The sequence below is a fragment of the uncultured Citricoccus sp. genome (assembly GCF_937871995.1).
GTDB lineage: Bacteria > Actinomycetota > Actinomycetes > Actinomycetales > Micrococcaceae > Citricoccus.
In genome coordinates this window covers 45888-66787 of record NZ_CALMQR010000054.1, presented here as the reverse complement: position 1 = coordinate 66787, position 20900 = coordinate 45888, and the positions used below count along the sequence as shown (strand labels likewise).

Genomic DNA, 20900 nt, shown 5'->3' with positions numbered 1-20900 from the left:
CCTACCTCCGTTTCCCGGTGATCACCAGCCGGTCCAGTACCCACATCAGCGCCGCCACCGCGAAGAAGAACGCCAGGATGGCCGCCAGGTAGACAGACACACCAGAATATCCCATCCGGGGCACGTCCATGATGCTGTAGGGGTACCAGTCCAGCCACGGCCCACGCAGCAGCGTGAACGCCAGCCAGGCCAGCGGGATCAGCGACGCCAGGCCGATCCGCCGCCACGTCACCTGCCCCCTCCGGTCCAGCAGCAGCCAGACCAGCGGCGTGAGCAGGGGGGTGATGACGTGCTGGATGGTGTCATTGACCTGCTCCACCCGGGTCATCGGGTCGGCATCCCGCAGCAGCACGTTGAACACCACCCCGGTGATGACGATGCACACCACCCCGGCGATCCGCGCAGCGTGGAAGAGGTCCGACGTCCGGTGCGGCCGGATGGCCAGCAACAGCGAGGTGAGGCCGACCAGGAAGTTGGACAGGAAGGTGAAGTAGGTCGGCTGGTTCACCACGTGCTCCCAGCCGCCGGCGAAGCCACCCGCGAAGCCGGCATGCACCGGCAGGGCGGAGTCCTTCCAGGACCCGATGTAGAAGCTCAGCCCGTTGCCGGTGAAGGACAGCAGCGCGGCCAGCAGGAACACCACCCGCCCCGCGTCGGCCCACCACCCCGGTGCCCGTCGCGAGCTCCGCGCGGATCCGGTGCCGGAGACCACGGTCACCGCGATCAGTCCCGGTGCGGGCGGATGATGGTGCCGACCGGGTCGTCGATCAGCGCACCGGTGCCGCCCCACTGCTGCCGGATGGGTTCCATGATGTGCCTTTCGACGTCGGACGGGCCGGACCGCTCACCGGACCCACACCCCCTAGTCTGGATACTGGAACCCCCCCACCGCCAGCACATCCGCCCCAGTCACGCAGGAGGACCCGGCATGAGGATCGGCATCGTCATCGGATCGGTACGCCCAGGACGTCTCGGCGCGTCCGTGGGGGCCTGGGTGGCCGACCGCGCCCGCGCCCTGGACACCTCCTCCGTCCCGGGAGGCGTCGAGTGGACGGTCCTGGACCTGCGGGACTTCGACCTGCCGGTGATGACCGACGAGAACTGGGCGCAGGCCGAGGACGGTCCGGCCGAGGTGCACCGCTGGCGCGACGCCGTGGCCGAGTGCGACGGGTTCGTCTTCATCAGCCCCGAGTACAACCGGAACATCCCGGGTGCGTTCAAGAACGCCTACGACCTGCTCTCGAGGCAGTGGATGGACAAGACCCTGGCGATCGTGGCCTACGGCGGCCTGGGCGGCGTGCGGGCCAACGAGGCCTGGCGGATCACCACCGCTGCCTACAACATGCACGTGGTGGGCGACTCCGTGAACCTGGTCCGCCGCATGGACTTCCCCGATGGCGAGCTGGCCCTCACCGACCACCACGACCGCTCCCTCGAGAAGGTCCTGCGCCGCCTCGTGGACCTCACCCGCGCCCTCGCCGGTGACCGGGCCGCCACCGGCCCGTGAGCACCCTCGCCCCGTGCCGCCCGGGACCGGGCACCCGGTCGCGGCCCCGCGTGAGCAGCCGGCCGTGACACCCGCGCGCCCGACGCCGGCCCCGCCGCCCCCCGTGCCGCTGCGCACCGAGCGCCTCGAGCTGCGGTACCTCCGCGACGCCGACGCCGGCGGGCTGCTGCGCTATTACGGACGGGAGGACACCACCCGCTACCTGCTGGACGGCCCGTGGGACGCGGCGAGGGCCCGCGACGAGGTCGGCCGGCGCCGGGGGCGGTTACACATCACCGCGGCCGGGTTCGCGGTCTGCCTGGTGGCCGTGGAGCGGGACACGGAAGGCGGTGACGCCGTCGTGGGGGACATCACGCTGTGGGCCGTGGACGACTCGCTGTCCCTGGGAGAGGCCAGCTGGGTGTTCGACCCGGACGCCGGTGGACGCGGGCTGGCCACCGAGGCCGCCCGCGCGGTGCTGGACCTGGCCTTCGGCCACTACGGCATGCACCGGGTGCGCGTGCGGATGGACGCCCGCAACGCCGCCTCGGCCAGGCTCTGCGAGCGCCTGGGCTTCCGCCGCGAGGGGCTGCTGCGGCAGGACTGGCTGATCAAGGACGAGTGGACGGACACCCTCGTCTACGGGATGCTCGCCCCGGAATGGCCGGGGCCCGTGACGGCCGGGGGCCCGCCCCGGTCCCAGTCCGGTCCCCGCTGACGGACGGGGTCGATCTGCCGGTCACCGCACCCTGTTCGGCCGCCGCAGGGGTGGGTAGCGTATGCGCCAGGCAGAGCAGAAGGTGGCGCGGGATGGCTGAGTCCCCGGCAGTGACGCCGCTGCACATGCGGCGAGAACAATTCGATCCGGTCGAGGACCTCGGCAGGCTCCGGGACGACGGTGCCGTGCGCAAGGTCGACACGGGGCTGGGGATCTCCGGATACCTGGTCACGCGGTACGAGGACGTCCGCGCCGTGCTGTCCGATCCCGTCCAATTCAGCAACGCCGACCAGCGTTCGTTCGAGCTGCCGGGGGGCCGCCCCCTGAGCCCCGAGGAGCAGGCCCAGATGCAGGCCGGTCAGCTGCTGGCCCACGACCCGCCGGAACACACCCGGTTGCGGCACATGCTCACTCCCGAGTTCACCGCACGCCGCATGCGCCGGCTCGAGCCACGGATCATCGAGATCGTGGGACAGCACCTCGACGCGCTGGAGGAGGCCGGAGCGCCGGCGGACCTCGTCGCCGGTTTCGCCCTGCCCATTCCGTCGCTGGTGATCTGCGAGCTCCTCGGCGTGCCCTTCGAGGACCGCGCGGAGTTCCAGCACCGCACCGAACGGGAGCTGGACATCTCCACCCCGCCCGAGGAACTCCTTGCGCTCTCCCGGGAGGGTCGCGAGTACATGGCGCAGCTGGTCGCCCGCGCCCAGGCCGCACCGGGCGAGGACCTGCTCGGCATGCTCGTGCGTGAGCACGCTGACGAGTTGAGCACGGACGAGCTGGTCGGCCTCGCCAGCCTGCTGCTGATCGCCGGCCACGAGACCACCTCCAACATGCTGGGGCTGGGGTCCCTGGCTCTGCTGCGCCACCCCGAGCAGTTGGCGCTGGTGCGCGAGGACCCCGCGATGGTCGGCCCGGCGGTGGAGGAGCTCTTGCGGTGGCTGAGCATCGTGCATGCCGGCATCCCCCGGACCACGACCACCGAGGTCGAGATCGCCGGCCACACCATCCCCGAGGGCGAACTGGTGGTGTGCGCACTGCCCGCCGCCAACCGCGATCCGGCCCTGGTCGATGACCCGGACCGGCTGGACATCACCCGGGGCGCCCCGGGGCACCTGGCCTTCGGACACGGCGTGCACCACTGCATCGGGGCACCGCTGGCCCGGATGGAGATGCGGATCGCGTTCCCGGCCCTGCTGCGTCGGTTCCCGCGGCTGGCCCTGGCCGTCCCGTTCGAGGAGGTCGAGTTCCGCTCGTCCCACGTGGTCTTCGGACTGCGCGCACTGCCGGTGACCTGGTGATCGCCGGCCGACGCGGTTCGCGGCGCTCCTCCGACGCACCGGGGGACACGCTGGAACCCGGACCGGACACCTGACCGGACACCGTGCGGGAGGGCACGCGGCCGGGAGCACACGCGACCAGGAGGACGGACGCCGCCGGGTGCGCGGTCAGAACGTCCAGAGGGCGGGCTGCAGGTCCGCGGGGGTCTGCTCCGGCGCGTCCGGCCAGTCGACCGTCCGTCCGTGCGCCTCGGCCCAGCGTTCCACCGCGGCACGGTCCCAGCCCTGCTGGGAGACCCGCGGCCCGGCCAGGGTGACGGCGGGGTCCGGGAACCCCGACAGGTACCGCACGCCGGCCCGGGAGACGTTGAGCGCGGCGGCGATCATGGCGGCGTTGACGTACTGGAGGGGTTCGCCCGCGCTGCCCACCGGGCCACGCGGCACCTCGGCCTCCGGCACCGCCACCGCTTCCACCGGTTCGCGCGGCTGGGTGGCGAGGAGCTGTTCCTCCTCCCACATCTGGCGCAGCACCGCGGCCAGGTCCGCAGTCACCTCATTGGCGACGTGGACCGGGGAGGCCCAGGCGTCGGCGTCGCCCGGGACCCGGCAGTGGCAGCACCGGGCGGTCTCGGTGTCGAGGAAGGGCGCCAGCCTGGTGTCATCGACGCTGCGCCAGGCGGCGATTCCGAGGAAGTGACTCCATCCGGTGCCGTCGTTGACGTCCTCTCCCTCCGGGCTGATGACGTGCATCCCGGTGCCGCTCAGCACCGGCGCCAGTTCGTGCATCAACCGGCTGGTGAACCTTCCGTAGTCCTCGGCGACGTCCTGGTCGAGGGACCCGACGACCTTCCCGTCGATGAGGATCAGGGAGGACTCGGCCCGCTCCAGCTCGGCGTTGACCGTGCGCACGCGCCGGGTCGACGGTCCGTGCTCGCGCATCTGGGTCCGCACCACCTCACCGACGATCCGGATCAGGGCGCGGACGTCGGAGGGGTCCATCGCTCCGAGGCGGTCCCGGGGGACGGCCTGGACGTGGTCCTGGAAGTAGGCCTGGTGGACCGTCTTGAACAAGTGCGTGTACATGACGCCCCTTCAGCTGGTCGGAACACGGTGGACGGCGGTTGCGCCCTCGAGACTTTACTCCGTACAGCCTGTCGACCCTGTTCTTCACAGCGCGATCTCGGTCTGCGGGCACCGACCGGGATCCGGTCCGACGCCGGCGGGGACACCGCAGGTCCGGCTCAGTCCTGGGCGCCGGAGTCCAGGGCGCTGGAGTCCTGGGTGCCGCCGTCCTGGGCGAGGCGGGTGGCGGCGTGGGTGATCGCGTCGGTCATGAGGTCCAGCGTGTCCGGATCGACGTTGTCGAGGTCGTCACCGGGCTGGTGGTAATTCGGATCGCGGGGAGCACCGCCCTCCCCGCCGAAGAGCCGGGCCTCCCGGGACGACTTCCTCTCGTTGCTGCCGGAGAACAGGCCCGCCACGGGGATGTCCGTCTCGGCGAAGGCGACCTGGTCGGACTCGTAGTTCCAGCTCGTGGTGATCCACGGTTGGTCGCGGGAGTCGAAGTAGTCGGTGAAGACCTCCATGAGGTCCATCGAACCCTCGGGGACGTTGAGCCGGGAATCGTCGTCGCGTGCGTCGTAGAGGGCGACTACGGCGTTGGGTGAGGCGACCATGTCGAAGTTCAGGTATGCGGCGATGGTCTCGAGTTCATCGTCCTCGTCCAACTGCTCCACGTAGTGGCTGGATCCGGGGAACCCCCGGTATTCCTCGGCCCCCCACCACGCGAAGCGCACCGTGTTCTCTACGGATCCCTGCTGGGCCAGCCTGCGCGCGACCTCCAGCAGTGCCGCCGCACCCGAGGCGTTGTCGTTGATCGCCGGGCTGCCGGGGACTCCGTCCAGGTGGGCTCCGAGCATGATCACGTTGTCGTCGTTCCCGCCCTTCGTCTCGGCGAGGATGGTGAACGTCTCGATCTCCTCCTCGTCCCAGGTCTCGACGGTGAAGTACTGACGGGTGGTCTCATACCCCGCACGGGCCAGCTGCCCTTCGACGTACTCGGCCGCCGCCTCGTGACCCGAGGTGCCGGCGGCGCGGTCGCCGTGCTCGTCCGCCAGGGCCTGGAACTCCTCCAGATGCCCGTAGGCCGAGGTCACCTGCGCCTGGGGTGCGACCTCTTCGGTCCGCATGCCGGAACCGCCCGGCCGATCGCCGGCCAGCAGGATCAGCGCCGTCAGGAGCGCGACGATCCCCAGCGCCCCGATCGCGAGCAGTGTTCTCGGGATTCGTCTGCGTCTCATCTATCCTCAATCGGCATCGTGACAAATTCGGCCCGGGAGCGCACTGCCCCCTCGGAGTCCGCCGCGGGGGGCGCTGCTCCGGGGAACGCGTCGCGTGTCCCGTCCGCAGGCCAGGGGGCTCCGCGCCAGGGCCCGGACACCCTTGGTCCGGACCGGCCCCGGCTGCCTGGAGGGTGACGCTGGCGGGCGACTCGATCGCGGCTTGCCGAGTGCCGTCGACGGCCCGACCCACGGCCACCTCCAGGGGACCCTGCCGGCCCTGCGGTGCCAGGACCAGGTGAAATCGACTGCGGTGGTCAGATGAAGCGTAAACCACGGGACGGGATCCTCGCAGTGCGCTTCCGGCGCCCGGGCCTTCTTCGCGGACAGGGCGCGAGGTCCTGAACCACGGAACGCCGATGCAGTCGTTGACTGTCAACAGTCAGCATTGTTATGGTGATCTGGCACACACCGCCGACCATTGAGGATCACCGTCGATGTTCTCGCCCCGCCTGGGTTGTTCCTCCATCAGTTTCCGACATCAAGCACTGCCAGATGCCCTGGCCACCATCCGCGCAGCCGGTTTCGAGGAGATCGACCTGGGCGCCCTGCCCGGCGTGTGTGACCACGTCCCCTTCGTCCTGGACGAGGCAACCGTCAACCAGATCAGCGGTACGATCCGGGACGCGGGCCTGCGGGTCCGTTCGGTGAACGGCGACATCGGTGACCTCAACGCCGTCCTGGATGACGACCAGCGGGGAGCCCGCATGGCGCATCTCCAGCGGCTCCTCCAGCTCACCGCCGCGGTCGGGGCCCGCGCCCTGGTCCTGCCCTGCGGGGCCCTGAGCCATGAGCCGTTCCGCAGCCTCGAGGAGGATCTCGACCTGGTCGCCGGGGAGTTGATCCGCGCCGGCGACGAGGCCGCCCGCCACGGTGTCGAGCTCTGGACCGAGTCGTTGCACTTCTTCCGCCTGTGCTGCAACCTGGACCGCGCCCGCGCACTGACCGCGCGCCTGGCCGATTCCCCCGTGGGCGTGGTGATGGACTTCAGTCACATCGTGGCCTCCGGCGCTGATCCGGTCGAGTTCGTCGAGACCTTCCACGACCGGATCGCCCACGTGCACCTCCGGGATGCGGACACCGGCGACATCCACCTGAGCATCGGCCGAGGTGAGGTGGACTTCGCCGGCGGCCTGACCGTCTTGACCGCGGCCGGGTACCGCGGCCACTTCGCCCTGGAACTCGAGACCCGTGACGTGACGCACGACCAGCGCCCCAAGGCCGCTGCCGACGCCGCGCGCTTCATCTCCTCCCTGCTATGACCCCTTCCCGGGTGCTATCGCCCGGCAGCACCGACCCTTTCCTATCCAGATTCGTTCAGATCCATCCAAGGAGCATCATGTCCACCATCCAGCGCACAGCCGTCATCACCGGGGCCACCTCGGACAAGGGCATCGGACTCACCACGGCCTGCCGCTTCGCCCGGGAGGGCTGGGCGGTGGTGATCCTCGACCTGGACGGGCCGAAGGCCGACCAGGTGGCCCGGGACATCGCGAAGGACTGTGGCGTGCCGGCCTTCGGTCACGCCGTCGACGTGGCCGACGAGGCCTCGGTGACCGCGGCCCGCGAGGCTGTCGCGGCCCAGGCGGCGGCGGGAGTCCTGCCGCCGGTCGGAGCGGTGGTCAACATCGCGGGCATCACCTCCCCGGTGCCGTTCCTGGAGACCACCGTCGAGCTGTGGCACAAGGTCATGGACGTCAACGCGACCGGCACCTACCTGGTCACCAAGGCCTTCCTGCCGGAGATGATCGAGAACGGGTGGGGCCGGGTGGTGAACATGTCCTCGGTGTCGGCCCAGCGCGGCGGTGGGGTCTTCGGCAAGGTTCCCTACTCCGCCGCCAAGGCCGCGATCCTGGGCTTCACCAAGGCCCTGGCCAGGGAACTGGGCCCGTCCGGGGTGACCGTCAACGCCGTCACCCCCGGCGCGGTGGACACCAACATCCGGGTGGGCAGCACCCCTGAACAGGAGGCGGCCATCGCCGCCGACGTGCCCGTGGGACGCACCGCGACCACGGAGGAGGTGGCGGCGGCCATCACCTTCCTGGCCTCCGAGGACTCCGGGTACCTCACCGGCGTGACCCTGGACGTCAACGGGGGCAGCCACATGCACTGACGCCCCGCCAGGTATCACCCATGCGCGCCACGGCGCCCGGTTCCCCGACCGCTCGGGGGCCGGGCGCCGTCGTCGTGCCTCCGGATGTGACCGAACGGCCGGGCGGGGCGGTGCGGCCCCGCCGAGATTGGGCCAGCCTCCGCACAGGGCACACCAGAGGGGGCAGGTCCTGGGTGTCCCGGCCTGCCCCCCTTAGCGTGCCGTGGGGATCAGTCCACGCGGTCCGTGTGGCCGGGGCTGAGTAGGGACTTGACCTTCTCGACGATCTTGGTGGTGGAGACCCCGTAGCGGTCGTTCAGGGTGGGCAGCGCGCCGGCGTCGAGGAACTCGTCGGGCAGACCGATCGGGGTGATGCGCCGGAAGACGCCGTCGCGGATCGCCGCGTGGGCGACGGCGTCGAACAGCCCGCCGATGATGGTGTGGTTCTCGCAGGTGAGCACGAGGCGGTCCTGGGCGATTTCGCGCAGGATGGTGGACTCGTCGAGGGGCTTGAGGGTGGGCACGTGCAGCACGGCCACGTCCACCTTGTCCGCGGCCAGTGCCTTGGCGGCCTCGAGGGCGCGTTCGGTCATCAGGCCGGTGGAGATCAGCAACACCTCGGCGCCGTCGCGGATCATCTTGGCCTTGCCGAGTTCGAAGGTGTAGTCGTACTCGTCCAGGACCCGGGGCACCTTGCCGCGCAGGATGCGCGTGTAGGTGGGCCCGTCGTGGGCCGCCAGTTGCGGGACGGCCTGCTCGATGTCCACCGCGTCGCAGGGGTCCACGATGGTCAGGTTCGGCATCCCGCGCAGGATGGCCACGTCCTCGGTGGCCTGATGGGAGGGCCCGTAGCCGGTGGTCAACCCGGGCAGGGCACAGACCATGTTGACGTTGAGGTTGGCCTCGGCGATGTCCAGGCACAGGAAGTCATAGGCCCGGCGGGTGGCGAAGACCGAATAGGTGGAGGCGAAGGGGACGAACCCCTCCATGGCCAGCCCGGCCGCCATGCCCAGCAGGGCCTGCTCGGCCATGCCGACCTGGTAGAACCGGTCCGGCATCGCATCGCGCAGGATGTGCAGGTCCGTGTACTTGGCCAGGTCGGCCGAGAGTCCGACGACGCGGTCATCGCGCTGGGCCAGCTCGACCAGGGCATGACCCAAGGGGGCGGCCGTGACCCGCTGGCCCTCCCTGGCCAAGGAGGCGCTCATCGCATCCGAGGTGAGTCGCTTCTTCACGGGGGTGGTGTGGGTGGTGGTGTTCATGACTGGGACGACTCCTTCAGTCGATCGTGGGCCATCGTCCATTCCTCGGGGGCGACGGTCATGAAGTGCAGCTTTTCGCGGTTCTCCAGGAAGTCCACGCCCTTACCGAGTTTGGTGTCGGCGATCAGCACCCGCGGCTGGGCCGCGTCCACGGTGCGCAGGTCCTCCAGAGTGGTGAGGACGGTGGCGATGTCGTTGCCGTCCACGCGGCGGGCGATCCAGCCGAACGATGCGAACTTGGCCTCGACCGGATCCATGCCCAGCATCTGGGACGACTTGCCGTCGGCCTGCTGGTCGTTGAAGTCCACGATGGCGATCAGGTTGTCGAGACGGTGGTGCGCCGCGACCGCGGCCGCCTCCCAGGTGGAGCCCTCGTTGAGTTCCCCGTCGGAGAGGATGTTGTAGACGAATGCCGGATTGGCCTTGCGCTTCAGGCCCAGTGCGACGCCGTTGGCGATGGTCAGTCCATGACCCAGGGACCCACCGGAGATCTCCACCCCGGGGGTGTAGGAGGCCATGGCCGACATGGGCAGTCGCGAATCGTCGGTGGCGTAGGTCTCGAGCTCCTCCAGGGGGAAGAACTTCGCCTCGGCCAGGGCCGCGTACAGGGCGATCGCGTAGTGACCGATGGACAGCAGGCAGCGGTCCCGGTCCTCCCACTCGGGGTCCTCCGGCCGCAGCCTCAACTGGTCGGTGTAGAGCACCGCGAGCACGTCGGCGATGTCGAGGGCCTGGCCGATGTAGCCCTGCCCCTGGACCTCGCCCTGGACCAGCGCGTTGGTGCGGATGCGATAGGCCGCTTCCTTCAGCCTTTGCAGGCGTTCGGCGTCGACTACTACGCCTTCGGTTGTCGATGGCATCAGACTCACCTCATGTGGTTTCGGGAACAGGTTCGCCACGGTCCGGTCGTCACGATCCCCCGTTCTCCGGGAAGGAGTGTCGCCCCGCCAGAAGAACGGATCCACCCATTGCTGACTGTTGACAGTGACTGTGGTGTCCCTCACACTAGTCGTATTCGTTGTTAACAGTCAACAGACTAAGGATCAGAGATGAGCACTGAGACGCTCCAGATGCGCGGGCCGGTCCACGGCACCCAGGACGCCAAGCGCGTTGCCGTGGGTTCCGGCGTGGGCGCGGTCATCGAGACCTACGACTTCATCGGTTTCGGCACCGCCGCCGCCCTGTACTTCGGCCCCGCCTTCTTCCCCGGCGCTGACCCGGTCACCGCCACCCTGGCGTCCTTCGCCACCCTGGGCGTCGGGTTCGCGGCCCGCCCGCTGGGCGGCATCATCGGCGGCTACCTCGGCGACAAGGTCGGCCGCAAGCCGGTGCTGGTCACCTCGCTCATCGTCATGGGCCTGGCCACCTTCCTCATCGGCCTGCTGCCCACCTACGCCCAGATCGGCATCCTGGCCCCCATCCTGCTGGTGGTGGTTCGCGTCATCCAGGGCCTGGCCTTCGGTGCCGAATGGGGCGGGGCCATCCTGATGAGCTATGAACACGCCCCCTGGAAGGCCAAGGGCAAGTTCACCGGCATCGTCCAGGCCGGTTTCCCGGTCGGACTGCTGCTGGCCAACCTGGTCTTCCTGGCCAGCGCCAACCTCGAGGGCAGCCTGGCCTGGCGCATCCCCTTCCTGGCCTCCATCGTGCTCGTGGCGGTCGGGTTGATCATCCGTGCCAAGGTCCCGGAGTCCCCGGTGTTCGACGACGTCAAGGAGCACGGGGCGATCGTCAAGAATCCGATCCTCCAGGTCATCAAGGACGACTGGCGCAATATCGTGCGCGGCATCGCCCTGCGTGTGGCCGAGACGGCCGGTTACGCGGTGTCGGTGACCTACATGATCTCCTACCTGCACACCAACGAACTGGCCACCAACGTCGAGACCCTCACGGCCCTCTGCGTGGCCGCCGGCATCGGCATCTTCGCCACCATGGGATGGGCCCGGCTCACCGACCGGGTCGGCCGGCGCCCGGTCTACATTGCCGCCTGCGCCTTCGCCGCCGCCTTCGGCATTCCCATGTTCCTGATGGCCAACACCGGGATGTTCATCCTCATCCTCGTGACCATCGTCATCGCCTACGCGGTCTGCCAGAACTCCCTGGCCGGGGTCCAGGGACCGTGGTTCCCCGAGCTCTTCCAGGCACAGACCCGCTCCTCCGGGGCGTCCCTGGCCTACCAGATCTCGGCCATGGTCTCCGGCTTCACCCCCTTCATCACCACCCTGCTGTACATCTGGCTGGGATGGATGGGCCCGGCCCTGCTGTTCTCCACCTACGCCGTCATCGGTCTCATCGCCGCCCTGGTCACCCGGGAGACCTGGGGACCGACGGAGCGCCGCCTGGCCGAGGAAGCCGCCGCCACCCAACCGGCCCCGGCGCACGCCTGACCTTTTCCCCGGGTCCGGCGGAGCGCCGTCACGGCCCGGATCCGAGGAGGCCTGGAGGAGGCCAGCCCACTGCACGGGGTTGGCCTCCTCCCGTTCCTCCGCCGACGACCCCGGGAACATCCCAGAGACCGCCCCCGCGGGGGCGTCTTTCGGCCCCCGCCATCCGCCATCCCTCGGTCAACAGTCGACGGGCTCGTATGATCGGAACAATACGTCCCCTCCCGCGCCCCCAGCCAAGGACCACACATGAGCATCCAGACAGCAGGCCTTGCAGGACTGGCGAAGACGAACCTGCGTCAACAGGCCCTGACCGCCCTGCGCCGTGCCATCACCTCCGGAGAGCTTCCTCCCGACACGCACCTTGTCGAGACCGAGCTGTCGGAGCAGCTGCAGATCAGCCGCGGCACCCTCCGTGAGGCGATGCGCCAACTCCAGCAGGAAGGACTCGTCGAGGCCGGACCGCGCGGAAGGCTGTCCGTTCGGACCCTCGACACCAAGGAGATCCAGGACATCTTCTCGGTGCGCGCCGCCCTGGAAGCCCTGGCAGTCCGCACCCTGGCCGAGAGCGACGACCGCGACGAGGCTGTCGCGGTCCTCCGCAAGGCGGTCCAGCACATGGAGGACACCGCCGACGACTCGCTGGAGGAACGCATCGAGGCGGACCTCGACTTCCACCGCACCCTGTGCCAGCTCAGCAGGAACAGCACCCTCCTGCACACCTGGAAGTCGCTGGAAGGCTCCATCCGCATGTCGTTCATGTGGGCGGGCATGGACAAGGCGGTGGGGAACATGAAGGTAGACCGCCACGCCGCCCTCGTCGATGCCATCACCACCGGCAATCCCGCCGAGGCGTCGGAGGTCGTCTTCGCGCACATGGCCGAAGCGGCCACCAACCTCGTCTCCTGACACCCAGCCCGGGAGAGAGGGACATCCCCCTCCGGGGGCTGCTCTCCCCCTGCGTCAGCCGTGGTCGCTCAGGTCGCGGAGGCGACCACGGCCACAGGCCGTTCAGCGATCGAAGCCGTCCTGGGGCCGGGAAACCGCCCCGTCGGGGCGGGTGGCTATGAGGTGGGCGTATCCGGTCTCGAAGGTCGGGTACGACAAGGCGCCCAGCAGACCGAGGAGGCGGGCGCCGCTGAGGATGGTGCCGCTGGCGAGCTCCGGTTGGGCCCTCGGGGGCGCCGGGAGTCCCAGCTGGCGGGCGATATAGGTGACGACCTCGCCCAGCGGGACTGGGCCCTGGTCGACGGCGTGCAGGAGGCGCGGCGGATCCGCCGCGACGAGCAGCGCCTCCAGGGTGCGGACCAGGTCGGTCTCGTGGATGCGGTTGGTACGCCTGGCGTACTGGACCGGCGCGCCCTCGATGACGTTCCGCACGAGCATCGTCCGGCCGGGCCCGTAGATACCAGCCGGTCGGACGATATGCGCGCCGAACAGGTCGGAGGCCAGGAGCTCTCCGTCGAGAAGCGCGCGGCCGCGTGCGGTGACCGGGGCGGGCGCGTCCGCCTCGGTGAGCACCCGGCCGTCCGTATACCCCTCGAACACCCGGGTGGAGGACACGAACACGACCCGCCGTGGCACGCTGGGCAGCGCCGCGGCGAGGTGGTGGAGCGAGGCGCGGTAACCGTCCGGCTGGCCTCCGGGGTCCTGCGTCCCGGGGGGCAGGGTGATCACCAGGGCATCCACGTCCGGCAGGGCATCTCGGATCGGCTCGCGCAGGTCGACGGCGAGAGCGGAGAACCCGGCAGGCAGGGAGGCCGTGTCCCGGCGGAGCGCGAACACGTCCCAGCCGACTGCCGTCAGGTCCTGCCCCAGGCGGGTGCCCAGCTTCCCGCAACCGACCAGGAGGATCCGACCGGGTGGGCCGTGCGGGGCTGTCAGTGCGTCAGGCATGTTCCCAGTCTGCCTCGGCCACGGCCCGCCTGGGTGCGCTCGGCGGTGGCGATGACGAGCACGCGGCCCAGTTGCCGCACCGGATCTCCATTCCTGAGGTCAGGCTCAGGCCGCGACTGTCGTTGTCAGGCCACGGTGGTGCCGAAGGCCAGGCCCAGCACGTAGGTGACGGCGGCCGCACCGTAGCCGATGGCCAGCTGGCGCAGTCCCCGCTTCAGGGGCGAGGCCCCGGAGAGCAGTCCGACCACCCCGCCGGTGAACAGCAGTGCGATCCCGACCAACACCGCCGCCACCACGATGGCGCCCATCCCGGACATGCCGAACAGGTAGGGGATGACCGGGATGATGGCCCCGGAGGCGAAGAACAGGAAGCTGGACCCGGCGGCGTGCCACGGGCTGCCGATCTCCTCATAGTCCCCGGACCGGTCGACAGGGCCCTGGGAGCCGTCCGGGCGTGCCGAGAACGAGGGATTGCAGTCGCAGTCGAAGTAGCCCAGGCGTTCCTGGGCGCGGTGCACGGCATCCTCCTCGGCCATGCCCCGGGCCCGGTAGACCAGCACCAGTTCGTTCTGGCCCAGATCCAGGTGCTCGGCGGCCTCGAGGGTGACCTGGGTGGGCGAGGATGCTTCGAGCAGTTCGCGCTGGGAGCGCACGGAGACGAATTCCCCGGCCGCCATGGACAGGGCCCCGGCCAGCAGTCCGGCGATCCCGGTGAACAGCACCACCTCATGGGCGACCCCGGTGGCACCGATGCCCAGCACCAGGGCCAGGTTGGACACCAGGCCGTCGTTGGCCCCGAACACCGCGGCCCGGAAGCCCCCGGCCAGCTTCTCCCGGCCCCGGGAGGCCAGGCCCCGGACGACCTCCTCGTGGATCGCCTCGTCCGCGACCATGGCGGCGGTGGCGTGCTGGTCCTTGGCGTAGGGGGAGTCGGACTCGGCCCGCTGGGCCAGGGCCAGTACGAACACCGAGCCGAAGACCTTGGCCAGCCAGCGCAACAGCACCCGGTGCGGGGAGGGCGGTGGCAGGTGGTGGGCGTGCTCGCCCAGCAGGGCCCGCCAGTGCTCCTCGTGACGGCGCTCGGCCTGGGCCAGCCCGAGCAGGATGTCCCGCTCGGGGCCGTGCTTGCGGTGGGCGATCTGCCGGTAGATCTGCCCCTCGGCGATCTCATCGGCCAAGTACCGCCGCCAGCGCCGGACCTGATCCCGCGTCGGCTCGTCTACGGAGGAGGCGGATGTGGTGGAGTCGTCCGGAGTATGCATCGAGTTCCTCAAGGCAGGGCCCCGACCGATGCCCGTACCCATTCGGGTAGACCTCGGCCAGAGCAGTGTCTGGCCGAAGGTCTCGCTCGCCCGGACGCACGGTCCGGGTGGGGCGCCGGGCCTCCCATACAAGGAGGCCAGCATGTCGACGCACCGCTTCAACCACCCCTGACGGGGCGGGCGGGAACTACTCCCCTTCGGCCCGACCAGTCTACCGACAGATCACCCGGGTGAGGGGGGGCAGGTAACGAGAGATGCACCACCCGCCGAAACACCCGGACGAGGAAGGCGGTCAAACCCTCTGGGGCCCCCACGGCGGGCCCCGTCGCTGCCAGGATGACGGTAGTTGACGCTACAACCAGTCTGCGGGTATCGTATTGGTTGAAGCTATAAGCAATTGGGCGGCGGGGCTTCCTCGCCGCTGCCCCGACAGTGCACAGATCAACAGAAACGACTCCATGACTTCTCAGGCCTCCTCCCCCGTCACCCGGTCCACCCTGGCTCGCACCATCCTGCGCCTCGCCCTCGGCGTGGTCTTCTTCGCCCACGGCTGGCAGAAGATCTTCGAGTACACCGTCCCCGGCACCCAGGCGGCCTTCTCCGAGATGGGGGTGCCGGCGGCGCAGCTGGTCGCACCCGCCGTCGGTTTCCTCGAGCTGCTGGGCGGTGCCGCCCTGATCCTGGGCATCCTGGTCCGCCCGGTCGCGGCATTGCTGACCCTGAACATGCTCGGGGCCCTGTTCCTGGTCCACGCCCCCGCCGGCCTCTTCGCGGAGCAGGGCGGATACGAGTTCGTCCTGGTGCTCGCAGCCGGGGCAGCCGCCCTGGCCGTGGCCGGAGCCGGCCGCCTCTCCCTTGACGCCCGGATCTTCGGACGCAGCCAGAACCCCGCGCTGGCGGCCCTCGCCTGAGCGACGACCGCTGACACGCCACAGTGACGGCGCCCGGTACCCGCCCCCGCGGATACCGGGCGCCGTTGCCGTCGGAGGGAACGGCCGAAGAGCCGACCAGGGGCCGAACCGGGCCGGCGCCGACAGACCTCACACGCCTCCAGGTGACGACATTCAGGGCCGGGAGGGTCCGTGATCGTAGCGGGTGTACGCGACGGCCAAGCGCTCGTCCGGGTCCAGCCGGGACAGGATTGCCGTGGTGATGTCCTTGAGCTGACCCACCTGCTCGAGACTCAGCACGTCGAAGACGTGCTCGCGCACGGTGGCCGCATGCCCGGTGGCGGCAGCCCGCACCGCGGCCCACCCCGCCTGGGTGAGGGACGCGTTGATCGCCCGGCCGTCCCCCGGGCAGGGAGCGCGCGCCACCAGCCCGCGCTCCTCGAGCCGACGCACCACATGGGACAACCGCGGCAAGGTGGCATAGGTCCGCGCCGCGAGGTCCCGCATCTGCAGGGTGTGCTCGGGCGCCTCGGAGAGCATGGCCAGCACGAAGTACTCGAAGTGCATGAGGTGCTCGTCCCGGCGCAACTGGCCGTCCAGCACCCCCGGAAGCAGTTCCACCACCGCCACCAGGCGTACCCAGGCGGCCAGCTCGTCCCCAGTCAGCCAGGGCTCCTCTGCCATCACGACCCTCCTTCACCATGCATGAATAGTTGTCTCTACAAGTGTATCGTGCTACGGTCTTACTTGTAGAAACAACCAACGACCTCCAAAGCTCCCGTGGCAACCCCCAGGATCATCCGCACCGGGCTGCCCTCGATCGACGCGGGGGCAGCCCGGACCCGGGAACTGGAGGTCATGGGCATCCTGCAGATCACCCTGGCCGCCGCCGGGAAGGTCTCCTGGACCGCCGGCTTCGCCGTCACCGCCTGACCCTGAATCCAGCGGGACCCCCGCTGGTCCGCAGGCTCACCCCTGAGGCGGACAACGACTGGCCCCTCGCATCCCCCACCTCAGAAAGAGTCTGATCCCATGTCCCTCTCACTCGTCCGGTTGAACCATGCCGTCCTGTTCGTCACCGACCTGGAGCGGGCCGAGCGGTTCTACACCGAGGTCTTCGGAATGGAGGTCGCCGCCCGCGAGCCCCACGCCAACGCCGCGTTCCTGCGGCTGCCCCGATCGGGCAATCACCATGATCTGGGGTTGTTCGGCCTCGGCTCCGGCGCGGCGCCCACGGCGCGTGGCGGGGTCGGGCTCTACCACCTGGCCTGGCAACTGGACACCATCGAGGAACTCGCCCAGGCGCGCCAGGCACTGATCGAGGCCGACGCCTATACCGGCCAGTCCAGCCACGGTGCCACCAAGAGCATCTACGGGGCGGACCCGGACGGCAACGAGTTCGAACTGATGTGGATGTTGCCCCGGCAGTACTGGGGTGCCTACGAGCACGCCGCCCCGGTCGAGCCCCTCGAGCTCGACGCCGAACTCGAGCGCTGGGCCGGGGTGGGCACCGCCGGCCGCATCACCATCGACGCCGCGGAGGACCGCACGTGAGCGGGGCCTTCGACGCTCCCACCGTCACCTGGCACGGACCCGACGCGGCCGACCGTCCGCTCGTCGTGCTGCTGCACGGCCGCGGTGCCGACGAGACCGGCATCATCGACCTGGCCCGGCACCTTCCCGCCGGCGCGGTGTACACCGCCGTCCGTGCCCCGATCCGCTCCGGGAACGGCTACGCCTGGTTTGCCAACCGCGGCATCGGCCGCCCGCTCGCCGAGTCCCTCGACGAGGTCATGGCCTGGTTCCGGCTCTGGCTCGATGACGTGGCCCCGGCCGGGCGTCCGGTGATCCTGGTCGGCTTCAGCGGCGGCGCCGCCTTCGCCGGGGGGCTCCTGCTGGCCGATCCCCAGCGGTTCGCCGGCGCAGCGATCCTGTACGGGACACTGCCGTTCGACGCCGGCGTCCCGACCTCCCCGTCCCGGTTGGCCGGGGTGCCGGTCTACGTCGCCCAGGGCGAGACGGACACGGTGATCCCCCGGGAGCTCCTGGACCGCACCTGGCACTACCTGCTGACCGAGTCCGGGGCCTCCGCCACCGCCCGCCGCGACCCGGGTGGCCACGCCATCACCACCGACACGATCACCGGGCTCGGCGACTGGATCTCCGACCTGCTGCGGGACTGACGCGACCGGGGCCCCTCGCTGTCGACCGGGCCACCCCTGCGGGACGGCGACGTCCTGATCCACAGGCTTCTCACCGCATCAGACCCGCGGCGGTGGCCCGTCATCGAAACGCCAGAGGGTCCTGCCGGAATCGGCAGGACCCTCTGGCACCGGTACGCGAGACCAGGCTCGCGCACCGTTCACATCACTTCAGCAGCTCGCGGGCGGCCCTGGCCCACGCGTTGGTGACATCCTCGGCGAACTGGATCTGGGTGGCTGCCGCGTCGCGGACCCATGCGACCCGAGCGGCGCCAACCATCTGGCGCTGCAGGTCGAAGACGTTCTTGGCTGCGGCCTGGTAGGTGTCCACACCGACGCGGCTGACGGTCTTCGACGAATCGACCACGGCGGAGTTGATCTCCTGGAGGCGCTCGGCGTTGTCCCCGGCGCGCTGGGCGGCTTCCTGGGCCAGCTCGGCCACACGCTCAGAGTTCTCCTCGAACCGCTGCGTGGCCTGCTCCACGAGCTCGGCGGCCTTCTGCTGGGCCGGCTCGGCAGTCTTCACGACCGGGGCGGCGGCCGGGACCGGAGCAACGGTCCGCACCGGAGCGACCGTCTGGACCGGGGCAGGAGCCTGGACCGGGGCAGCCGTCTTCGTGGGAGCGGCCTCGGCCGGGGCGGCAGCCTTGGCAGGAGCGGCAGCCTTGACCGGGGCGGCCTTGGCAGGAGCCGCAGCCTTGGCGGGAGCGGCAGCCTTGGCCGGGGCGGCCTTGGCTGGAGCGGCAGCCTTGGCCGAAGCGGCAGCCTTGGCAGGAGCGGCCTTGGCGGGGGCGGCCTTCACCGGAGCAGCCTTGGCGGAGGCGGCCTTCACCGGAGCAGCCTTGGCGGGGGCGGCCTTGGCGGGGGCGGCGGCCTTGGCGGGGGCAGCAGTCTTGGTCGACTCGGTGGCAGTCTTCGCCTGCTCTGCGGCAGCCTTGGCCTTGGCCTGGGCGACGTTGGCCTTGTTGGCGGCCTCGTTGGCCTTGGCCTGCTCGGCGTTGGCCTTGGCGTCGTCGGCGGTCTTGGCCTGCTCGGCGGCGGCCTTGGCCTTGGCCTGCTCGACGTTCGCCTTGTTGGCGGCCTCGTTGGCCTTGGCCTGGGCGGCGGTGGGGGTGGCGTTGTTGGTGTCAGCAGCCATGATGTCTCCTTATGTTGATGCATATGGCAGCAATTTCCCTGCCTGCGTTAACAAAGTTAGCAACCAGCTGCTAACACTAGCAACCCGGACAGGGTCCGCCCCCGCGCACCGGCCCCTCACGCCCCGGGAGCCCCACAGGCCTCACCGCCCCTGGCCCGGACGCCCCCGGGGAGAGAAGCAGGCCTCCGGACCGTAGACGTGCCCCCACGCACCGGCGCAGGATGGGGGCGGGTCTCGACCTCCGGGACCTCCCGTGGCGAAAGGTCCTGCTGTGGCAACGCTTACCGTATGGAAGTTCGACAGTGAAACCGGGGCGGAGGAGGCGGAGAGCACTCTGTTGAACCTGCAGTCCCAGGAGCTCATCAAGGTACATGACGCGGCGGTCGTCTCCTGGGCAACCGACGCCAAGAAGCCCAAGACACGTCAACTGCACAACATGGCCGGCGTGGGCGCCCTGGGCGGATCATTCTGGGGATTCCTCTTCGGCCTCATCTTCTTCGTGCCCCTGCTGGGCGCGGCAGTGGGTGCCGCGGTAGGCGGGCTCAGCGGCTCCCTGGCCGATGTGGGCATCGACGACTCCTTCATCAAGCGCATCCGTGAGACGGTGACCCCGGGCACGTCGGCGCTGTTCCTGCTGACGAGTGGCGCGGTCATGGACCGGGTGACGGAGCACTTCGCCGGCACCAGGTTCGAGCTGGTGGAGACGAACCTCAGCCGTGAGGACGAGGACGCGCTTCGGCAGGCCTTCGCCCCGGAGTGACCACCGCACCGTCCCTGTCCCTCCTCCCTCCCTCACGCCCGGGGAGGGGCCCCGTCATCGGGATCGGCGGCGGGGTTCGAGGGACCGTCGTCCCGTGCAGCGGGTGCGCCCTGGGCACGGCGCAGGCCGATCTGCACCGCTCCGAGGAAGACCTTGATGACCACCCCGAGGAGCACCACCCCGGTCACCATCTGCACGATGACGGCGGCCCGTGCGGGTTCCGAGACCGCGGCGATGTCCCCGAACCCGACCGTGGCCAACGTGGCGATGGTGAAGTACAGGGCGTCGGTGCGGTCCAGCGGCTCGGTGAAGGCGTCGGCGTCCCGTCCGGACATCGTGTAGTAGGAGCCGGCGAACAGCACGATGTACAGCGGGATCGAGGTGGCCAACGACTCCACCGCGCGCAACCGCGGCGACGGTGCGTTCATCACGGCCCGAACCTGCCAGATGACCAGCACGGTTAGGGCGGTGAGACCCACCACGAACCAGGTGAGGCTGCCGCCGCGGTCCAGGGGCAGCAGGTAGTAGACAGTCAGCAGGGCCGCCCCGGTCAGGATCGGCCGCAGCAGCGTCCACGGTCGTAACCGCGGCCAGTCGGCGGGCGCCCCGAGCACGCTCATGGACGGTCCGTGCCCTGTGGCCCGCGCCAGGTGGTGGCGTTCAGGCCACGGCCCGGCGGATGTTCTTCTTCTCGACCCTCTTGTCCCACCAGCGGGTGAGCACGAGGTAGCCCAGGATCCACGTACCGAGAGCCGTGACGATCCAGACCAGCAGGGTGGCCAGGACCCAGGCCGTGACGCCGGAGATGACCAGTCCCTCCGGGAAGAGGGTCGCGATCCAGAGGGCCAGCAGGGTGGACACCAGGCCCACGCCGCCGAGGATGGCCGACGCATACTGCCGGGCCATGTTGAACACGAACGGGCCCAGGACGGCCTGCCCGATCACGAAGACGAGCACGGCCACGACGAACCCGGAGGGCTGCAGCGTGACGCCGTCGATCAGCGATCCGGCCAGCAGCAGCCCGATGGCGGCCATCACCACGTTGATGACGGCCTGAAGCAGCATGCGAATCATGGTGATCCCCTGTTCCTGGGTCCCGGCCCCCTGGGCTTGCGCCGGTCGCGGCCCGCTGTTCAGACGTGTGGCGCAAGCCCCTCTGATGACTCCATGAGAGACCCGGTGGCGACCGTGGTCA

General features: G+C 70.0%; 23 protein-coding genes. 12 read left to right on the top strand and 11 right to left on the bottom strand.

Annotated features, from left to right (window positions below):
- Position 1: 1 nt before the first annotated feature.
- The gene (locus Q0283_RS05095) at positions 2-718 is read right to left on the bottom strand and encodes a Pr6Pr family membrane protein (protein ID WP_183529767.1); all 717 of its coding nucleotides are present in this window, start codon (positions 716-718) and stop codon (positions 2-4) included.
- A gap of 210 nt (positions 719-928) precedes the next feature.
- On the opposite strand from Q0283_RS05095, the gene Q0283_RS05090 reads away from it, so the two are divergent.
- The 3 genes from Q0283_RS05090 to Q0283_RS05080 all read left to right on the top strand — a co-directional run bounded on the left by Q0283_RS05090 (position 929) and on the right by Q0283_RS05080 (position 3502).
- The gene (locus Q0283_RS05090; RefSeq protein WP_298043461.1) at positions 929-1507 is read left to right on the top strand and encodes an NADPH-dependent FMN reductase; all 579 of its coding nucleotides are present in this window, start codon (positions 929-931) and stop codon (positions 1505-1507) included.
- Between the two features lie 64 nt (positions 1508-1571).
- Complete coding sequence (locus Q0283_RS05085) at positions 1572-2204, top strand: GNAT family N-acetyltransferase (protein WP_298043459.1); 633 nt, start codon at positions 1572-1574, stop codon at positions 2202-2204.
- A 92-nt stretch (positions 2205-2296) separates the two neighbouring features.
- Positions 2297-3502 carry a cytochrome P450 gene (locus tag Q0283_RS05080; protein WP_183529771.1) on the top strand — a complete coding sequence of 402 codons (1206 nt, stop codon included), beginning with the start codon at positions 2297-2299 and terminating at the stop codon, positions 3500-3502.
- A 147-nt stretch (positions 3503-3649) separates the two neighbouring features.
- On the opposite strand, the gene Q0283_RS05075 is transcribed toward Q0283_RS05080, so the two are convergent.
- Complete coding sequence (locus Q0283_RS05075) at positions 3650-4564, bottom strand: hypothetical protein (protein WP_298043456.1); 915 nt, start codon at positions 4562-4564, stop codon at positions 3650-3652.
- Between the two features lie 158 nt (positions 4565-4722).
- Positions 4723-5781: a M20/M25/M40 family metallo-hydrolase gene (locus tag Q0283_RS05070; protein ID WP_298043455.1), complete on the bottom strand. Its 1059-nt coding sequence runs from the start codon at positions 5779-5781 to the stop codon at positions 4723-4725.
- A gap of 476 nt (positions 5782-6257) precedes the next feature.
- Here Q0283_RS05070 and Q0283_RS05065 point away from each other — a divergent pair, with 476 nt between their 5' ends.
- Complete coding sequence (locus tag Q0283_RS05065) at positions 6258-7082, top strand: sugar phosphate isomerase/epimerase (protein WP_298043453.1); 825 nt, start codon at positions 6258-6260, stop codon at positions 7080-7082.
- 77 nt (positions 7083-7159) lie between these two features.
- Positions 7160-7933, top strand: a complete 774-nt coding sequence (locus Q0283_RS05060; protein ID WP_298043451.1) for an SDR family NAD(P)-dependent oxidoreductase — start codon at positions 7160-7162, stop codon at positions 7931-7933.
- Positions 7934-8142: 209 nt separating this feature from the next.
- Here the strand turns inward: Q0283_RS05060 and Q0283_RS05055 are convergent, their stop codons facing one another.
- Together Q0283_RS05055 and Q0283_RS05050 are read right to left on the bottom strand one after the other, a co-directional pair.
- Positions 8143-9174 carry a transketolase family protein gene (locus tag Q0283_RS05055; protein WP_298043449.1) on the bottom strand — a complete coding sequence of 344 codons (1032 nt, stop codon included), beginning with the start codon at positions 9172-9174 and terminating at the stop codon, positions 8143-8145.
- Positions 9171-10034, bottom strand: a complete 864-nt coding sequence (locus tag Q0283_RS05050) for a transketolase (RefSeq protein WP_298043447.1) — start codon at positions 10032-10034, stop codon at positions 9171-9173. The genes Q0283_RS05055 and Q0283_RS05050 overlap by 4 nt, the downstream gene beginning before the upstream one ends.
- A 189-nt stretch (positions 10035-10223) precedes the next feature.
- Between Q0283_RS05050 and Q0283_RS05045 the strand changes: the two genes are divergently transcribed.
- A complete protein-coding gene (locus tag Q0283_RS05045) occupies positions 10224-11561 on the top strand; it encodes an MFS transporter (protein WP_298043445.1) in 1338 nt (445 codons plus the stop codon).
- 246 nt (positions 11562-11807) lie between these two features.
- On the top strand, positions 11808-12467 hold the full coding sequence (locus Q0283_RS05040; protein ID WP_298043443.1) for a GntR family transcriptional regulator: 660 nt from the start codon (positions 11808-11810) through the stop codon (positions 12465-12467).
- Positions 12468-12569: 102 nt separating this feature from the next.
- Here Q0283_RS05040 and Q0283_RS05035 read toward each other — a convergent pair whose 3' ends face one another.
- Positions 12570-13454: a sugar nucleotide-binding protein gene (locus Q0283_RS05035; protein WP_298043441.1), complete on the bottom strand. Its 885-nt coding sequence runs from the start codon at positions 13452-13454 to the stop codon at positions 12570-12572.
- 125 nt (positions 13455-13579) lie between these two features.
- Entirely contained in the window at positions 13580-14716 is a 1137-nt protein-coding gene (locus tag Q0283_RS05030; protein WP_298043438.1) for a VIT1/CCC1 transporter family protein, read from the bottom strand.
- Between the two features lie 458 nt (positions 14717-15174).
- Here Q0283_RS05030 and Q0283_RS05025 point away from each other — a divergent pair, with 458 nt between their 5' ends.
- On the top strand, positions 15175-15627 hold the full coding sequence (locus tag Q0283_RS05025) for a DoxX family protein (RefSeq protein ID WP_298043436.1): 453 nt from the start codon (positions 15175-15177) through the stop codon (positions 15625-15627).
- A gap of 153 nt (positions 15628-15780) precedes the next feature.
- On the opposite strand, the gene Q0283_RS05020 is transcribed toward Q0283_RS05025, so the two are convergent.
- The gene (locus Q0283_RS05020) at positions 15781-16290 is read right to left on the bottom strand and encodes a MarR family winged helix-turn-helix transcriptional regulator (RefSeq protein WP_298043434.1); all 510 of its coding nucleotides are present in this window, start codon (positions 16288-16290) and stop codon (positions 15781-15783) included.
- 96 nt (positions 16291-16386) lie between these two features.
- Between Q0283_RS05020 and Q0283_RS05015 the strand changes: the two genes are divergently transcribed.
- The 3 genes from Q0283_RS05015 to Q0283_RS05005 all read left to right on the top strand — a co-directional run bounded on the left by Q0283_RS05015 (position 16387) and on the right by Q0283_RS05005 (position 17789).
- Positions 16387-16539, top strand: a complete 153-nt coding sequence (locus tag Q0283_RS05015) for a hypothetical protein (RefSeq protein WP_298043432.1) — start codon at positions 16387-16389, stop codon at positions 16537-16539.
- Between the two features lie 99 nt (positions 16540-16638).
- Positions 16639-17160 carry a VOC family protein gene (locus Q0283_RS05010; protein WP_183530374.1) on the top strand — a complete coding sequence of 174 codons (522 nt, stop codon included), beginning with the start codon at positions 16639-16641 and terminating at the stop codon, positions 17158-17160.
- Positions 17157-17789: an alpha/beta hydrolase gene (locus Q0283_RS05005; protein ID WP_183530376.1), complete on the top strand. Its 633-nt coding sequence runs from the start codon at positions 17157-17159 to the stop codon at positions 17787-17789. Before Q0283_RS05010 ends, Q0283_RS05005 begins: the two co-directional genes overlap by 4 nt.
- Positions 17790-17973: 184 nt before the next feature.
- Here Q0283_RS05005 and Q0283_RS05000 read toward each other — a convergent pair whose 3' ends face one another.
- On the bottom strand, positions 17974-18945 hold the full coding sequence (locus tag Q0283_RS05000) for a hypothetical protein (RefSeq protein WP_298043427.1): 972 nt from the start codon (positions 18943-18945) through the stop codon (positions 17974-17976).
- 271 nt (positions 18946-19216) lie between these two features.
- On the opposite strand from Q0283_RS05000, the gene Q0283_RS04995 reads away from it, so the two are divergent.
- A complete protein-coding gene (locus Q0283_RS04995; RefSeq protein ID WP_183530380.1) occupies positions 19217-19705 on the top strand; it encodes a DUF1269 domain-containing protein in 489 nt (162 codons plus the stop codon).
- A gap of 32 nt (positions 19706-19737) precedes the next feature.
- Here the strand turns inward: Q0283_RS04995 and Q0283_RS04990 are convergent, their stop codons facing one another.
- Complete coding sequence (locus Q0283_RS04990) at positions 19738-20325, bottom strand: potassium channel family protein (protein ID WP_221243899.1); 588 nt, start codon at positions 20323-20325, stop codon at positions 19738-19740.
- Between the two features lie 40 nt (positions 20326-20365).
- Positions 20366-20770, bottom strand: coding sequence for a phage holin family protein (locus tag Q0283_RS04985; RefSeq protein WP_183530382.1), 405 nt, complete (start codon positions 20768-20770; stop codon positions 20366-20368).
- Positions 20771-20900 lie beyond the last annotated feature (130 nt).

Coding starts and splice junctions, on each gene's coding strand:
- Q0283_RS05075 (WP_298043456.1), bottom strand. CDS start 4,564: ATGTACACGCACTTGTTCAAGACGGTCCACCAGGCCTACTTCCAGGAC.
- Q0283_RS05055 (WP_298043449.1), bottom strand. CDS start 9,174: ATGAACACCACCACCCACACCACCCCCGTGAAGAAGCGACTCACCTCG.
- Q0283_RS05050 (WP_298043447.1), bottom strand. CDS start 10,034: ATGCCATCGACAACCGAAGGCGTAGTAGTCGACGCCGAACGCCTGCAA.
- Q0283_RS05025 (WP_298043436.1), top strand. CDS start 15,175: ATGACTTCTCAGGCCTCCTCCCCCGTCACCCGGTCCACCCTGGCTCGC.
- Q0283_RS05065 (WP_298043453.1), top strand. CDS start 6,258: ATGTTCTCGCCCCGCCTGGGTTGTTCCTCCATCAGTTTCCGACATCAA.
- Q0283_RS05090 (WP_298043461.1), top strand. CDS start 929: ATGAGGATCGGCATCGTCATCGGATCGGTACGCCCAGGACGTCTCGGC.
- Q0283_RS05070 (WP_298043455.1), bottom strand. CDS start 5,781: ATGAGACGCAGACGAATCCCGAGAACACTGCTCGCGATCGGGGCGCTG.
- Q0283_RS05030 (WP_298043438.1), bottom strand. CDS start 14,716: ATGCATACTCCGGACGACTCCACCACATCCGCCTCCTCCGTAGACGAG.
- Q0283_RS04990 (WP_221243899.1), bottom strand. CDS start 20,325: ATGAGCGTGCTCGGGGCGCCCGCCGACTGGCCGCGGTTACGACCGTGG.
- Q0283_RS05080 (WP_183529771.1), top strand. CDS start 2,297: ATGGCTGAGTCCCCGGCAGTGACGCCGCTGCACATGCGGCGAGAACAA.
- Q0283_RS04985 (WP_183530382.1), bottom strand. CDS start 20,770: ATGCTGCTTCAGGCCGTCATCAACGTGGTGATGGCCGCCATCGGGCTG.
- Q0283_RS05045 (WP_298043445.1), top strand. CDS start 10,224: ATGAGCACTGAGACGCTCCAGATGCGCGGGCCGGTCCACGGCACCCAG.
- Q0283_RS05010 (WP_183530374.1), top strand. CDS start 16,639: ATGTCCCTCTCACTCGTCCGGTTGAACCATGCCGTCCTGTTCGTCACC.
- Q0283_RS05060 (WP_298043451.1), top strand. CDS start 7,160: ATGTCCACCATCCAGCGCACAGCCGTCATCACCGGGGCCACCTCGGAC.
- Q0283_RS05020 (WP_298043434.1), bottom strand. CDS start 16,290: ATGGCAGAGGAGCCCTGGCTGACTGGGGACGAGCTGGCCGCCTGGGTA.
- Q0283_RS05040 (WP_298043443.1), top strand. CDS start 11,808: ATGAGCATCCAGACAGCAGGCCTTGCAGGACTGGCGAAGACGAACCTG.
- Q0283_RS05035 (WP_298043441.1), bottom strand. CDS start 13,454: ATGCCTGACGCACTGACAGCCCCGCACGGCCCACCCGGTCGGATCCTC.
- Q0283_RS05000 (WP_298043427.1), bottom strand. CDS start 18,945: ATGGCTGCTGACACCAACAACGCCACCCCCACCGCCGCCCAGGCCAAG.